11 protein-coding genes are annotated in these 13,842 nt (G+C 63.1%); 2 read left to right on the top strand and 9 right to left on the bottom strand.

What is annotated here, in order from left to right; translation table 11 throughout:
- Nucleotides 1–4: 4 nt before the first annotated feature.
- Nucleotides 5–586, top strand: coding sequence for a cob(I)yrinic acid a,c-diamide adenosyltransferase (locus DBO85_RS00890; RefSeq protein WP_108104363.1), 582 nt, complete (start codon nt 5–7; stop codon nt 584–586).
- A 343-nt stretch (nt 587–929) separates the two neighbouring features.
- On the opposite strand, the gene ahpF is transcribed toward DBO85_RS00890, so the two are convergent.
- The 6 genes from ahpF to DBO85_RS00920 all read right to left on the bottom strand — a co-directional run bounded on the left by ahpF (nt 930) and on the right by DBO85_RS00920 (nt 9,560).
- The gene (gene ahpF / locus DBO85_RS00895) at nt 930–2,495 is read right to left on the bottom strand and encodes an alkyl hydroperoxide reductase subunit F (protein ID WP_108104365.1); all 1,566 of its coding nucleotides are present in this window, start codon (nt 2,493–2,495) and stop codon (nt 930–932) included.
- Between the two features lie 254 nt (nt 2,496–2,749).
- Nucleotides 2,750–3,313 (bottom strand): alkyl hydroperoxide reductase subunit C, encoded by a 564-nt coding sequence (gene ahpC, locus DBO85_RS00900; RefSeq protein ID WP_108104367.1) that lies wholly within the window; start codon nt 3,311–3,313, stop codon nt 2,750–2,752.
- Nucleotides 3,314–3,410: 97 nt separating this feature from the next.
- Nucleotides 3,411–4,358: a Nudix family hydrolase gene (locus DBO85_RS00905; protein ID WP_108104369.1), complete on the bottom strand. Its 948-nt coding sequence runs from the start codon at nt 4,356–4,358 to the stop codon at nt 3,411–3,413.
- Between the two features lie 83 nt (nt 4,359–4,441).
- The gene (gene argJ, locus DBO85_RS00910; protein ID WP_108104371.1) at nt 4,442–5,659 is read right to left on the bottom strand and encodes a bifunctional glutamate N-acetyltransferase/amino-acid acetyltransferase ArgJ; all 1,218 of its coding nucleotides are present in this window, start codon (nt 5,657–5,659) and stop codon (nt 4,442–4,444) included.
- Between the two features lie 129 nt (nt 5,660–5,788).
- Nucleotides 5,789–8,524 (bottom strand): preprotein translocase subunit SecA, encoded by a 2,736-nt coding sequence (gene secA, locus DBO85_RS00915; RefSeq protein ID WP_108104372.1) that lies wholly within the window; start codon nt 8,522–8,524, stop codon nt 5,789–5,791.
- A gap of 112 nt (nt 8,525–8,636) precedes the next feature.
- Nucleotides 8,637–9,560 carry a M23 family metallopeptidase gene (locus tag DBO85_RS00920; protein ID WP_108104374.1) on the bottom strand — a complete coding sequence of 308 codons (924 nt, stop codon included), beginning with the start codon at nt 9,558–9,560 and terminating at the stop codon, nt 8,637–8,639.
- 78 nt (nt 9,561–9,638) lie between these two features.
- On the opposite strand from DBO85_RS00920, the gene DBO85_RS00925 reads away from it, so the two are divergent.
- Complete coding sequence (locus DBO85_RS00925; protein ID WP_108104376.1) at nt 9,639–10,106, top strand: DUF721 domain-containing protein; 468 nt, start codon at nt 9,639–9,641, stop codon at nt 10,104–10,106.
- Between the two features lie 199 nt (nt 10,107–10,305).
- Here the strand turns inward: DBO85_RS00925 and lpxC are convergent, their stop codons facing one another.
- From lpxC to ftsA, 3 genes are all read right to left on the bottom strand, one after another.
- On the bottom strand, nt 10,306–11,217 hold the full coding sequence (gene lpxC, locus DBO85_RS00930) for a UDP-3-O-acyl-N-acetylglucosamine deacetylase (protein WP_108104378.1): 912 nt from the start codon (nt 11,215–11,217) through the stop codon (nt 10,306–10,308).
- 109 nt (nt 11,218–11,326) lie between these two features.
- Nucleotides 11,327–12,517, bottom strand: a complete 1,191-nt coding sequence (gene ftsZ, locus DBO85_RS00935; protein WP_108104380.1) for a cell division protein FtsZ — start codon at nt 12,515–12,517, stop codon at nt 11,327–11,329.
- A 64-nt stretch (nt 12,518–12,581) separates the two neighbouring features.
- Nucleotides 12,582–13,829 carry a cell division protein FtsA gene (gene ftsA, locus DBO85_RS00940; protein ID WP_108104382.1) on the bottom strand — a complete coding sequence of 416 codons (1,248 nt, stop codon included), beginning with the start codon at nt 13,827–13,829 and terminating at the stop codon, nt 12,582–12,584.
- Nucleotides 13,830–13,842 lie beyond the last annotated feature (13 nt).

Genomic DNA, 13,842 nt, shown 5'->3' on the forward strand with positions numbered 1-13,842 from the left:
ACCCATGGGTTATCGACTGTCGAAGATCTACACCCGCACTGGTGACGCCGGCGAGACCGGCCTGGCAGACGGCCGCCGGGTGGCCAAGGACCACCCACGCGTCGAGGCGATGGGAGAGCTGGACACTCTCAACAGCCAGCTCGGCCTGTTGCTGGCCGAGCTGACGCACGAACGCAGCGCCCATCCCGCCCTTGAGGAAATCATCCAGGCGCTCGAACCTTGCCAGCATCGTCTGTTCGACTTCGGCGGTGAGCTGGCGATGCCCGACTATCAGGCGCTGCGTGAAGACGAGGTCACGCGCCTGGAAGGCCTGATCGACCGCTGGAACGAGGAAGTCGGCCCGCTGGAGAACTTCATCCTCCCCGGTGGCTCCCGACTGATCGCCCAGGCGCATGTCTGCCGCAGCCTGGCACGTACGGCCGAGCGCCGCTGCCAGCAGCTCAATGCGGTGGAGCCGCTGCGGCCGGTGGGCCTGGCCTACGTCAACCGGATGTCGGACCTGCTGTTCGTTGCAGCCCGCCTGATTGCCCGCCGTCAGGGCTGCGGCGAAATCCTCTGGCAGGCTGCGCCTGCGCCGCAGGACTGAGCCCCCGCCGCCTGCGCACGCCACGGCGGCGACGCCCGACGCGTACATGAGTTCGCCGGGCAGGCGCCCCCCGCGCAGAGCGGAGAAACGATCAACAACGTTCAGACACTCGAAGCCAAGCCCCCTTCGGGAGGTCTCTTGGGCCTGGCGGCTGTTGGTGGTGGATCGGTACAGCGTGATCCACCCCACGACTGCAATCGTCAGCGCCTGCAGCCGTAGGGTGGACGTCGCTTTCCACGTCCGCCGATCGGACCCTCGCGGTGCCGGTCAAGAATCAGGCTTGCAGACTCCCGCCCAAAAAAAGCCCCGCCTATAGCGGGGCTTGTTACTGTCACGCGGCCGGTCAGGCCGGCGCCGACGTCCGGATCAGGTGGTCGAAGGCGCTCAACGACGCCTTGGCACCCTCGCCGATGGCAATCACGATCTGCTTGTACGGCACCGTGGTCACGTCTCCCGCAGCGAACACACCCGGCAGGCTGGTCTGGCCCTTGGCGTCGACGATGATCTCGCCGCGCGAGGACAGCTCCACCGTACCCTTGAGCCAGTCACTGTTCGGCAGCAGACCGATCTGCACGAAGATGCCTTCCAGTTCGAGGGAGTGGAACTCGTCCGAATTGCGGTCCTTGTAGACCAACCCGACGACCTTCTGCCCGTCGCCCTTGACCTCACTGGTCAGCGCGCTGGTGATCACCTGGACGTTCGGCAGGCTGTGCAGCTTGCGTTGCAGCACCGCATCGGCGCGCAGCTGGCTGTCGAACTCGATCAGGGTGACGTGCGCCACCACACCGGCCAGGTCAATCGCCGCCTCGACGCCCGAGTTGCCACCGCCGATCACAGCCACGCGCTTGCCCTTGAACAGCGGGCCGTCGCAGTGCGGGCAGTAGGCGACGCCACGGCCGCGATACTCCTGCTCGCCCGGAACGTTCATCTCACGCCAGCGGGCGCCGGTGGAGAGGATCACGGTCTTCGCCTTGAGGCTGGCGCCGCTCTCGAAGCGCACCTCATGCAGGCCACCCTCGCTGCTCGCCGGAATCAGTGCGCTGGCGCGCTGCAGGTTCATGATGTCGACCTCGTACTGGCGCACGTGCTCTTCCAGCGCGCGGGCCAGCTTCGGGCCTTCGGTTTCCTGCACCGAGATGAAGTTCTCGATCGCCATGGTATCGAGCACCTGACCACCGAAGCGCTCCGCAGCGACGCCGGTACGGATGCCCTTGCGCGCGGCGTAGATTGCCGCTGCTGCACCGGCCGGGCCACCGCCGACCACCAGCACGTCGAAGGCTTCCTTGGCGCTCATCTTCTCCGCGTCGCGGCTGGCTGCGCCGGTATCCAGCTTGGCGAGAATCTCTTCCACGCCCATGCGGCCCTGGCTGAACAGCTCGCCATTGAGGTAGATGCTCGGCACCGACATGATCTGGCGCTCGTTGACCTCGTCCTGGAACAGCGCGCCGTCGATGGCCACGTGACGGAAGTTCGGGTTCAGCACCGCCATCAGGTTCAACGCCTGAACGACGTCCGGGCAGTTCTGGCAGGACAGCGAGAAGTAGGTTTCGAAATTGAACTCGCCGTCCAGCGACTTGACCTGGTCGATCACGTCAGCCTCGAGCTTCGGCGGATGACCGCCGACCTGCAGCAGGGCGAGAACCAGCGAGGTGAATTCATGCCCCATCGGGATGCCGGCAAAGCGCAGGCTGATGTTCCCGCCCGGGCGATTGAGCGAGAACGACGGTCTGCGTGCGTCATCACCGTCGGTGCGTAGGCTGATCTTGTCGGTCAGGCTGACGATGTCCTGCAGCAGGCCGAGCATTTCCTCGGACTTGGCGCCCTCATCAAGGGAGGCGACTATCTCGAACGGCTGGGTGACCTTCGCAAGGTAGGCCTGCAACTGGGTTTTAAGAGTGGCGTCCAACATGATGCGGGTACTCCGAGGACAAAATTCAGGTAATAAAACGCCCGGGCGGATCGCGCCCAGGCGTCGGGCTATAGAGGCTGGGTCACAGCCTCAGCAGCGATACAGCATTTAATCAAAATGGGATGCATAGCGTCGCGAGCGACGGCAGTGCAAGGCGAGATTGGGCGAGGATGCGGAATTTACTAAATGTAAATGAGCAGTCCGATCCCGATCTCAACGCTGCAATGCCTAGCGCAGCAGCTATGAGCCCATTTTTAGATCTTGCCGACCAGGTCCAGCGAAGGAGCCAGGGTCTTCTCGCCTTCCTTCCACTTGGCCGGGCAGACTTCACCCGGGTGAGCGGCGGTGTACTGGGCAGCCTTCAGCTTGCGCAGAGTCTCGGAAACGTCGCGAGCGATCTCGTTGGAGTGGATTTCCACGGTCTTGATCACGCCTTCCGGGTTGATCAGGAAAGTACCGCGCAGAGCCAGGCCTTCTTCCTCGATGTGCACGCCGAAAGCACGGGTCAGGGCGTGGGTCGGATCACCGATCAGCGGGAACTGGGCCTTGCCGACAGCCGGCGAGGTTTCGTGCCAGACCTTGTGCGAGAAGTGGGTATCGGTGGTGACGATGTACACCTCGGTACCGGCCTTCTGGAACTCGGCATAGTTATTGGCGGCATCTTCAATCTCGGTCGGGCAGTTGAAGGTGAAGGCTGCCGGCATGAAGATCAGCACCGACCACTTGCCTTTGAGCGACTGATCGGTAACTTCGATGAACTTGCCATTGTGGAAGGCATTGGCCTTGAACGGCTGGACTTGGGTGTTGATGAGGGTCATTACGCTGAACTCCTTCAGGTGGTTGAAATTCGATGTGGCTACCTTACCCGCAACTCAATCAATATCTAAATTGATTGAGGGAATCGACTTCATTGAATCAGCCTATGGCCGGCCAGAAACCACGAATGCCGGCCAGGCCTTGGGCACCGGCATCCCGGGCACGTTCCAACTGCTCTGGCAGCAAGCCACCCAGCAGATAGACCGGATAGGGACAATCCTCGATCAGGCGGGTCGCCTGCTCCCAGCCCAGAGGCGTGGCTTCGGGGTGGCTCAGGGTCGGCTGAACAGGTGACAACGTGACGAAATCTACCCCCATTTCCCGCGCCAGGGCCAGCTCATCGGCGCTGTGGCAGGAAGCCGCCAGCCAGCGCTGCGCAGGAAAGGGGCGACCGCCCGAAGCATAGCGGCGCAACTGCTCGGCGCTCAGATGCCAGCCGGCCGCGGGGAAATCGCCCAGCCACTCCAGCGGGCCCTTGAGCATCAGCTGGGCACGCCCGGCGCACAGGCCCTGGACATCCACTGCCAGATCCCGATAGGTCGCATCGAACATGCCTGGCGCACGCAGCTGGATGAGCCGCATACCCGCATCCAGCGCGGCGCGAACCCCGGCCAGCAGCGCCTGCGGCTCCAGGTCGGCGGGCGTGATCAGATACTCTGCCGGCAGGCACGCCGCCGCCAGGATCGGTCGGTTTGCCGCAGGGAACTCGTACTCGGACAGGCGCCGCGGCAACACCCAGGCCAGCGGCTGACCTTCTGCACCGTGCGGTTCGCCGGTGAAGGCGCCGACCTCCCAGACATCCAGCAGCACCTGCTTGTTCGGATAATCATGGCGAATCTGGATCAGCGGCTGCGCCTCGATGACAGTGATACCGAGTTCTTCCTCCAGCTCACGGGACAGCGCATCGCGTACCGTCTCGCCCGCTTCGACCTTGCCCCCGGGAAACTCCCACAGACCACCCTGATGGCGGTCGAGTGGGCGCCGGGCAATCAGCACTCGGCCATCGGCGCCGCGAATGACCGCGGCGGCGACATGTACGCGACTCATGCCCGACATCCTTTCACGTTGCCGATGTCCCGAATCATCACAGCTCCCGCCTGCCCCGGATACGGCCTGAAGCTCCAAGTGCCTCAGGTGCGGTATTCCGCATTGATCTTCACGTACTCGTGTGACAGGTCGGTGGTCCAGATGGTCTCGCTGGCCGTGCCACGACCCAGCTCGATGCGAATCTGGATCTCCGCCTGCGCCATCACCGCGGAGCCCTGCTCCTCGGTATAGCTCGGCGAACGGCCGCCGCGGCTGGCGATACAGACGTCGCCCAGATAGACATCGATCAGGCTGACATCCAGCTGGGACACCCCGGCGCGACCGACCGCCGCCAGGATTCTTCCCCAGTTCGGATCGGAGGCGAACAGCGCGGTCTTGATCAGCGGCGAGTGGGCCACCGCGTAACCGACGTCCAGACACTCCTGATGCGTCGCCCCACCATTGACCTGCACGGTGACGAACTTGGTCGCCCCCTCGCCGTCACGCACGATGGCCTGGGCCAGCTCCATGGAGACCTCCATCACCGCCTGCTTCAGAGCGGTAAAGAGTGTGCCGCTGGCCTGGGTGATCTCAGGCAGCGAACTCTGGCCGGTGGCGATCAGCATGCAGCAGTCGTTGGTCGAGGTATCGCCATCGATGGTGATGCGATTGAAGGACTTGTTCGCTGCATCGCGCAGCAAGTCCTGCAGCACGCCCTGACTGACCTTGGCGTCGGTGGCGATGTAGCCGAGCATGGTCGCCATGTTCGGCTTGATCATCCCGGCGCCCTTGCTGATGCCGGTGACGGTGACGGTCACACCCTCGTGCTGGAACTGCCGGCTGGCACCCTTGGGCAGGGTGTCGGTGGTCATGATGCCGCTGGCCGCCGCCGCCCAGTTGTTCTCGTTCAGGTCGGCCAGCGCCGCCGGCAGTGCCGCCTCGATCTTCTCGACCGGCAGTGGCTCGCCAATCACTCCGGTGGAGAAGGGCAGCACCTGGACCTGCTCGACGCCCGCCAGTTCGGCAAGCCGTGCGCAGGTGCGCTCCGCGGCGGCAAGGCCTGGCTCGCCGGTGCCTGCGTTGGCATTGCCGGTGTTGGTCAGCAGGTAGCGCGGGCTGCCGAGTACGCGCTTCTTGGCCAGGATCACCGGCGCGGCGCAAAAGGCGTTCAGGGTGAACACACCGGTCACCGTGGAGCCTTCAGCACAACGCATCAACACGATGTCCTTGCGGCCCGGGCGCTTGATCCCGGCAGAGGCGATGCCCAGCTCGAAACCGGGAACCGGGTGCAGTACAGGCAGAGGACCGAGACCGACAGCCATGGGAAGCTCCTTGATGCGCGCCAGCGCGAGAATTTAAAGGGGGAACACTATCAAAAACGCCGCGAGCGGCAAGGCCGGTCGCGGCGCAGACATGTCGAACGGACGCTCAGTCGATCGGAAAGATCCGGATCAGCCGATCTGTCCGTGACAGTGCTTGTACTTCTTGCCCGAGCCGCACGGGCAAGGTTCGTTGCGGCCGACCTTCTGCTCGACACGCACCGGCATTCCGGCCGGCGCCGACTCATCGTCCAGCGCGCTCGGCTCCGGCATGCCCATGGCCGGCGCCTCGGCATGCTGGAACTGCATACGCTGGGCCAGCGCCTCGGCCTCGCGACGCAGACGCGCCTCTTCCTCGGCCGGATCTTCGCGACGGACCTGAACGTGGGACAGCAGACGTACGCTGTCGCGCTTGATCGACTCCATCAACTCCTGGAACAGGTTGAAGGACTCGCGCTTGTACTCCTGCTTGGGATTCTTCTGCGCATAGCCACGCAGGTGGATACCGTGGCGCAGGTGGTCCATGGTCGACAGGTGGTCCTTCCACAGATCGTCCAGCACGCGCAGCAGGATCTGCTTCTCGAAGGTCCGTAGCGCCTCCGGGCTGGCCATCTCTTCCTTCTCGCGGTAGGCCTCGAGCAGAGTCGCCAGGATGCGCTCGCGCAGGGTTTCCTCGTAGAGCTTGTCGTCCTCATCAAGCCACTGCTGGATCGGCAGGGCCAGGGCAAACTCGCTGTTGATGGCGCGCTCCAGACCGGCAACATCCCACTGCTCGGGCAGCGACTGCGGCGGAATGTGCTCGTTGATGGTGGCGGTAAGGACTTCCCGACGGAACTCGGCGATGGTCTCACCCACATGCTCGGCAGACAGCAACTCGTTGCGCATGTGGTAGATCACCTTGCGCTGCTCGTTGGCCACGTCATCGTATTCAAGCAGTTGCTTGCGCATGTCGAAGTTGCGGCCTTCGACCTTGCGTTGCGCCTTCTCGATGGCATTGGTGACCATGCGATGCTCGATCGCCTCGCCAGGCTGCATGCCGAGCGCCTTCATGAAGTTCTTCACCCGGTCGGAGGCGAAGATGCGCATCAGGCTGTCTTCCAGCGACAGATAGAAGCGGCTCGAACCCGGATCGCCCTGGCGGCCGGCACGACCACGCAACTGGTTGTCGATGCGGCGCGACTCGTGACGCTCGGAGGCAATCACGTGCAGACCACCCGACTCGATGACCTGCTGATGACGCTTCTGCCAGTCGGCCTTGATCTGCGCGATCTGCTCTTCGGTGGGGTTCTCCAGCGCGGCGACTTCCACTTCCCAGTTGCCGCCAAGCAGGATGTCGGTGCCGCGGCCGGCCATGTTGGTGGCGATGGTCACCGCGCCAGGACGTCCGGCCTGGGCGATGATCTCTGCTTCGCGATCGTGGAACTTGGCGTTGAGCACCTTGTGCTCGATGCCCTCCTTCTCCAGCAGTTTGGCAACGTACTCGGAAGTCTCGATCGAGGCGGTACCGACCAGCACCGGACGGCCACTGGCCTTGCATTCCTTGATGTCGGTGATGACGGCAGCGTACTTCTCTTCCTGGGTCAGGTAGACCAGGTCGTTGAAGTCCTTGCGCAGTACCTGCTTGTTGGTCGGAATCACCATCACGTCCAGACCGTAGATCTGGCGGAACTCGAACGCCTCGGTGTCGGCGGTGCCGGTCATCCCGGACAGCTTGCTGTAGAGGCGGAAGTAATTCTGGAAGGTGGTCGAGGCGAGCGTCTGGCTCTCGGCCTGGATGGTCACTCCTTCCTTGGCCTCGATGGCCTGGTGCAGCCCCTCGGAGAGTCGCCGACCCTGCATGGTGCGACCGGTGTGCTCGTCGATCAGGATGACCTGATTGTTCTGCACGATGTATTCGACGTTGCGATTGAACAGCTTGTGCGCACGCAGCCCGGAGTAAACGTGGGTCAGCAGGCCCAGGTTGTGCGCCGAGTACAGGCTCTCGCCTTCTGCGAGCAGACCGGCTTCGGTGAGCAGCTCCTCGACGTACTGGTGCCCGGCCTCGTTGAGCTCGACCTGGCGAGTCTTCTCGTCGACCTTGTAGTGGCCTTCCTGGGTGACGACGCCTTCCTCTTCCTCGATATGCTGCTTGAGCTTGGGAATCAGGCGATTGATCTCGGTGTAGAGCTTGGAGCTGTCCTCGGCCTGGCCGGAGATGATCAGCGGGGTACGCGCCTCGTCGATGAGGATCGAGTCGACCTCGTCGATCACGGCAAAGTTCAGCTCGCGCTGGAACTTGTCTTCCAGGCTGAAGGCCATGTTGTCGCGCAGGTAGTCGAAGCCGAACTCGTTGTTGGTGCCGTAGGTGATGTCGGCGGCGTAGGCGGCGCGCTTCTCTTCCGGCGGCTGGAACGGTGTGACCACGCCGACGCTCAGGCCGAGAAACTCATACAGCGGACGCATCCAGTTGGCGTCACGGCGGGCCAGGTAGTCGTTGACCGTGACCACGTGCACGCCTTTGCCGGCCAGCGCGTTGAGATATACCGCCAGCGTCGCGACCAGGGTCTTGCCCTCACCGGTGCGCATCTCGGCGATCTTGCCTTCATGCAGGGTCATGCCGCCGACCAGCTGCACGTCGAAGTGACGCATGCCCATCACCCGCTTGCCCGCCTCGCGGCAGACAGCGAAGGCTTCCGGCAACAGCTGGTCGAGAGTGGCGCCCTTGTCCAGACGCTCCCGGAACTGGATCGTCTTGGCTCGCAGCTGCTCGTCGTCCAAGGCCAGCAGCTGCTCTTCGAATGCATTGACGGTCTGGACCGTCTTGAGCATGCGTTTGACTTCACGCTCGTTCTTGCTTCCGAAGAGTTTTCTCAGTAAAGGCGCAAACATATCGACAGGGTTTCCACGCGTTGGATTGAAGAGCGGACAGGCGCTCCTGCAGCCTCCTTGGCTGCGTGCGAAGCGGGCATTCTACTCGGAATCGGAAATGAGGAAAGCCGCGTTAACGGACCTCGCCCGCACGGGCGATGAAGCTGGTGGGATTCATCTGGCGACCGTCCTTGGTGACTTCGAAATGCACGTGATAGCCGGTCGAACGACCGGTCCGCCCTACAGTCGCAATGGTCTGACCGCGCTGCACCAGATCGCCGACCTTCACCAGGTTGTCCTGGTTGTGTGCGTACAGCGTGACGTAACCGTCGGCGTGGCTGATCTCGACGGTATTGCCGTAGCCGGCCTTGCGCCCGGACCAGGTGACCACGCCAGCAGCCACCGCCACCACATCGCTGCCGGCCTTGGCGGCGAAGTCGACGCCCTTGTGCACCGACTGCCGCCCGGTAAGCGGATCGACCCGGCGACCGAAGGGCGAGGACAGATAGCCACGCAGCACCGGACGCCCGGAGAGCTCGGTGGCTGCATCCAGGCGGCGCTCGGCCAGCACCTGCTCGAGCACGTCGAGCTGCGCCTCGCGGCTGTCCAGTCGCCAGGTCAGCTCGTCCAGCACCTGCATGAAGGGCGGCGGACTGTAGGCATCACCTTCGAGCAGATGCTCCGGCCCTCCGAGCCCCACGTTCAACGAAAAATCGAACTCGCTGGCATCCAGTTCGGCCAGTTCGGTTAGGCGCTCGCCCAGAGCATCGAGGCGGGTAAGCCGTGCCTGCAGTGCTGCGATGTGGGCAGAAAAGGCCTGCAGCTGGCGCTGCGCGTCATTGCGAACCTGGCCCAACTCCTCGCGCTGGGCATCGAGCTCAAGCGCCAGCACCGGATCGAGGTGTACCTGCGAATAGCGGTCGAATGCCGTCGCCAGCCCCGCCCCGGCGGCCACCGCCAGAGCAAGCAGGAACAGGCCAAGCGCCATGAACCAGCGCAGATTCAGATGTACGGAGCGCAGCGCACCGCCGCGTCGTCCTACATAGATAATGTGCATACCGCCCCCTGAGCGAAACGGCAGTGCAGCACCCTTCTGCTACCATTGCCGCTTTGCGATTGCAGGCTCCCTGCCCCAATGTCCTTTCGTCCCCTGCCAGCCCGCGCCCCCGCAGTTCTGCTGCGTGAAGCCAAGCCATTGAAAGCGCTTTTCTCAGAAGCTGCGCGCCTCACCCGGCTGCAGGCGCTGCTCGAGACTCAGCTCGAAGCCGCGGCGCGCGAGCACTGCAAGGTCGCCTCCTGGCAGCAAGGCTGCCTGGTGCTGATCATCACCGACGGGCACTGGGCAACACGTTTGCGCTATCAGCAAAAACGCCTGCAGCGACAGCTGCTGTCCTTCGAAGAGTTCGCGAACTTAACGAAAATCCTATTCAAGGTGCAACCGCCCAGTGTCCAAAGGCGTGGTACGGGTCGCACTCTGACTCTTTCCAGCGAAGCGGCCGAAGGCATTCGCGCCAGTGCCGAGCACATCAGCGACCCCGGACTGCGCGGCGCTCTGGAGCGTCTCGCAGCGCACGCCGACAAGCCGCGCGCTCCTGCCGACTGAATCATTCGCACGCGACCAAATGGCGCAGCACAGGCTAGCCAGAATCGTCGCTCCTCGGAGCCCTTCGCACCCACCACATCGAACCGTCTGACTTCGATCCGACGCGGCTAGCAACCTCCGCATCGGCGATGCGGCGGACAGCAATAATAAAAAAGGCCACCTGAGGGTGGCCCGAAATATACAAGGAGAGAGATGTTGCTCAGCTTGCAGCAGCCGGACGCATGTAGGAAATGGGCGCCGTACGGGCGTCGTCGAAGGTGACCATTTCCCAGGCATCGGTCTGCTCGATCAGGGCGCGCAGCAGTCTGTTGTTCAACGCATGTCCGGACTTGAAGCCGCGGAACTCGCCAATCAGGCTATTGCCCAGCAGGTAGAGATCGCCAATGGCATCAAGAATCTTGTGCTTGACGAACTCGTCCTCGTAACGGAGGCCGTCTTCGTTGAGCACCTGGTCCTCATCGACCACGATGGCATTTTCCACACTGCCGCCCAGCGCCAGGTTGTGCGAGCGCAGGAACTCGATGTCGCGCATGAAGCCGAAGGTTCGCGCACGGCTGACTTCCTTGACGAAGGAAGTGCTCGAGAAATCCACACTGGCGCTCTGGGTGCGATTGCGGAACACCGGATGATCGAAATCGATCTCGAAGGTCACCTTGAATCCGTCGAAAGGCACGAAGGTAGCGCGCTTGTCGCCCTCCTCCACAGTGACTTCGCGAGTGATGCGGATGAACTTCTTCGGTGCTTCCTGCTCCTGCAGCCCGGCAGACTGAATAAGGAATACAAAGGGACCGGCACTGCCGTCCATGATCGGCACTTCGGATGCGGAGAGCTCGACGTAGGCGTTATCGATGCCCAGGCCAGCCATGGCCGAAAGCAGGTGCTCTACCGTGTCCACCTTGGCGTCGCCATTGACCAGGGTCGTCGACATGGTGGTCTCACCGACATTCTCGGCACGCGCGCGGATATCCACGACGGGATCGAGATCGGTTCGACGGAACACGATACCGGTGTCCACCGGGGCCGGCTTCAGGGTGAGGTAGACCTTCTCCCCGGAATGCAGACCGACGCCGGTGGCGCGGATGGTGTTCTTCAAGGTGCGTTGTTTGATCATGGTTCGACCGCTAGAACTAGTTGCGAATTGTTTTCAACAATGGGCGGCGATAATAGCAGAACCGCTCTTTGCTGAACACCAATCGAAACCATATCCCTGATTGACTCCCTCAATCGGCCTGGCGACGCAGGAAGGCCGGAATGTCCAGGTAATCGAGATCTTCCTGGGGGTTCATTTTTGCCGCGGCGGCCGCATTTCCGTGCGCCTGATTGCGCATCACGGTCGGACGATCCAGATCGCGGTAGTTGACGGCAGGCTGCTCCTGGCGCGACGGGGTAGCCGCAGGCGTAGCGACGGCGACCGGCTGCACGGTGTTGTCAACGACCTTGACCGGCTTCTCGATGCGTGCACCCAGACCGGTGGCGACCACGGTGACGTGCAGCTCGTCGCGCATGTCCGGATCGATCACGGTACCGACCTTCACGGTCGCGTGCTCGGAAGCGAACTGTTCGATGATGTTGCCGACGTCGGAGTACTCGCCCAGCGACAGGTCGGGACCGGCGGTGATGTTGACCAGGATGCCGCGGGCGCCCTGCAGGTTGACGTCTTCCAGCAGCGGATTGCGGATCGCCGCTTCGGTCGCCTCGCGCGCACGGTTCGGACCGCTGGCACAGCCGGTACCCATCATCGCCATGCCCATCTCGCTCATGACGGTCTTAACGTCGGCGAAGTCGACGTTGATCATGCCCGGACGCTTGATGATGTCGGAGATGCCGCGGACCGCACCGGCCAGCACGTCATCTGCCTTGGCGAAGGCGGACAAGAGGCTTGCGTCCTTGCCGAGGATGGTCAGCAGCTTCTCGTTGGGAATGGTGATCAGCGAGTCGACGCTTTCCGACAGCGCGCGGATGCCCTCATCAGCGATCAGCATGCGCTTGCGGCCTTCGAACGGGAACGGACGAGTGACCACCGCGACGGTCAGGATGCCCATCTCGCGGGCAACCTCGGCAATGATCGGCGCCGCACCGGTGCCGGTGCCGCCACCCATGCCGGTGGTTATGAACACCATGTCGGTGCCTTGCAGCACTTCAGCGATACGCTCGCGATCTTCCAGTGCGGCCTGACGACCGACCTCCGGATTGGCGCCAGCGCCGAGACCCTTGGTCACGCCGGTACCCAGCTGCAGAACGGTGCGCGCGGCGATGTTCTTCAGTGCCTGGGCATCGGTGTTGGCGCAGATGAACTCGACGCCCTCGATGTTGTTCTTCGCCATGTGATTGACGGCGTTGCCACCGCCTCCGCCGACGCCGATCACCTTGATGACTGCGCTTTGCGGGATGTTGTCTACGAGTTCAAACATGGTCCCCTCTCCTTTATTTCTCATTATCTAGTTGTAACGCCTACTGCAATAACGCCGTGAAACATCAGAAATTGCCCTGGATCCAGCGTTTCAGCCGCTCCAGTACCGGTATCTGGTTTTCTTCCTGGTGACTGCCTGCAAAGGATACGGACACGCCTTCGGTCTGCTTCTGCAGCCCGTACATGAGCAGTCCGACACCAGTCGAATAGATGGGGTTGCGCACCACATCCGCCAGTCCCTTGACCGTATGCGGTACGCCCAGGCGCACCGGCATGTGGAAGATTTCCTCCGCAAGTTCCACCGCGCCTTCCATCTTGGAGGTGCCGCCGGTGAGAACGATGCCTGCGGGGATCAGATCCTCGTAGCCGCTGCGACGCAGCTCGGCCTGGATCAGCGTGAACAGCTCGTCGTAACGCGGCTCGACGACTTCCGCCAGCGCCTGGCGGGAAAGCTCGCGCGGCGGACGATCACCGACGCTGGGGACCTTGATGGTTTCACCCGCACCGGCCAGCTTGGCCAGCGCACAGGCGTAACGAATCTTGATCTCCTCGGCATATTGTGTGGGCGTGCGCAGGGCCATCGCAATGTCGTTGGTCACCTGATCACCGGCGATCGGGATAACCGCGGTGTGACGGATGGCGCCTTCGGTGAAGATCGCGATGTCGGTGGTGCCGCCACCGATGTCGACCATGCACACACCCAGCTCCTTCTCGTCATCGGTGAGCACCGCATAGGCCGAGGCCAGTTGCTCGAGGATGATGTCGTCGACTTCCAGGCCGCAGCGGCGCACGCACTTCTCGATGTTCTGCGCCGCGTTCACCGCGCAGGTCACCACGTGGACCTTGGCCTCCAGACGCACCCCGGACATGCCCAGCGGCTCGCGCACACCTTCCTGATTGTCGATCACGTAGTCCTGCGGCAGGGTGTGCAGCACACGCTGGTCGGCCGGAATCGCCACGGCCTGGGCGGCGTCCAGCACGCGTTCGAGGTCGGCCAGGCTGACTTCACGATCGCGAATGGCGACGATGCCATGAGAGTTCAGGCTGCGGATATGGTTGCCGGCCAGGCCGACGAAGGCCGAATGGATGTGACAGCCGGCCATCATCTGGGCTTCTTCCACGGCACGCTGGATCGACTGCACCGTGGACTCGATGTTCACCACCACGCCCTTCTTCAGGCCGCGCGAGGGATGGGTGCCGATACCGACGATTTCCAGACGGCCGTCCGCGGACAGCTCCCCCACCAGGGCCACGACCTTGGAGGTGCCGATGTCCAGACCGACGATCATCTTGCTGCTCTGCACGTTTGCCATGAGCCTTGCCTAC

Source organism: Pseudomonas mangrovi, assembly GCF_003052585.1.
GTDB lineage: Bacteria > Pseudomonadota > Gammaproteobacteria > Pseudomonadales > Pseudomonadaceae > Aquipseudomonas > Aquipseudomonas mangrovi.

What these genes read in the sequence shown, in the direction of transcription:
- DBO85_RS00890 (WP_108104363.1), top strand. Translation starts at nt 5, where the DNA reads ATGGGTTATCGACTGTCGAAGATCTACACCCGCACTGGTGACGCCGGC.
- ahpF (WP_108104365.1), bottom strand. Translation starts at nt 2,495, where the DNA reads ATGTTGGACGCCACTCTTAAAACCCAGTTGCAGGCCTACCTTGCGAAG.
- ahpC (WP_108104367.1), bottom strand. Translation starts at nt 3,313, where the DNA reads ATGACCCTCATCAACACCCAAGTCCAGCCGTTCAAGGCCAATGCCTTC.
- DBO85_RS00905 (WP_108104369.1), bottom strand. Translation starts at nt 4,358, where the DNA reads ATGAGTCGCGTACATGTCGCCGCCGCGGTCATTCGCGGCGCCGATGGC.
- argJ (WP_108104371.1), bottom strand. Translation starts at nt 5,659, where the DNA reads ATGGCTGTCGGTCTCGGTCCTCTGCCTGTACTGCACCCGGTTCCCGGT.
- secA (WP_108104372.1), bottom strand. Translation starts at nt 8,524, where the DNA reads ATGTTTGCGCCTTTACTGAGAAAACTCTTCGGAAGCAAGAACGAGCGT.
- DBO85_RS00920 (WP_108104374.1), bottom strand. Translation starts at nt 9,560, where the DNA reads ATGCACATTATCTATGTAGGACGACGCGGCGGTGCGCTGCGCTCCGTA.
- DBO85_RS00925 (WP_108104376.1), top strand. Translation starts at nt 9,639, where the DNA reads ATGTCCTTTCGTCCCCTGCCAGCCCGCGCCCCCGCAGTTCTGCTGCGT.
- lpxC (WP_108104378.1), bottom strand. Translation starts at nt 11,217, where the DNA reads ATGATCAAACAACGCACCTTGAAGAACACCATCCGCGCCACCGGCGTC.
- ftsZ (WP_108104380.1), bottom strand. Translation starts at nt 12,517, where the DNA reads ATGTTTGAACTCGTAGACAACATCCCGCAAAGCGCAGTCATCAAGGTG.
- ftsA (WP_108104382.1), bottom strand. Translation starts at nt 13,829, where the DNA reads ATGGCAAACGTGCAGAGCAGCAAGATGATCGTCGGTCTGGACATCGGC.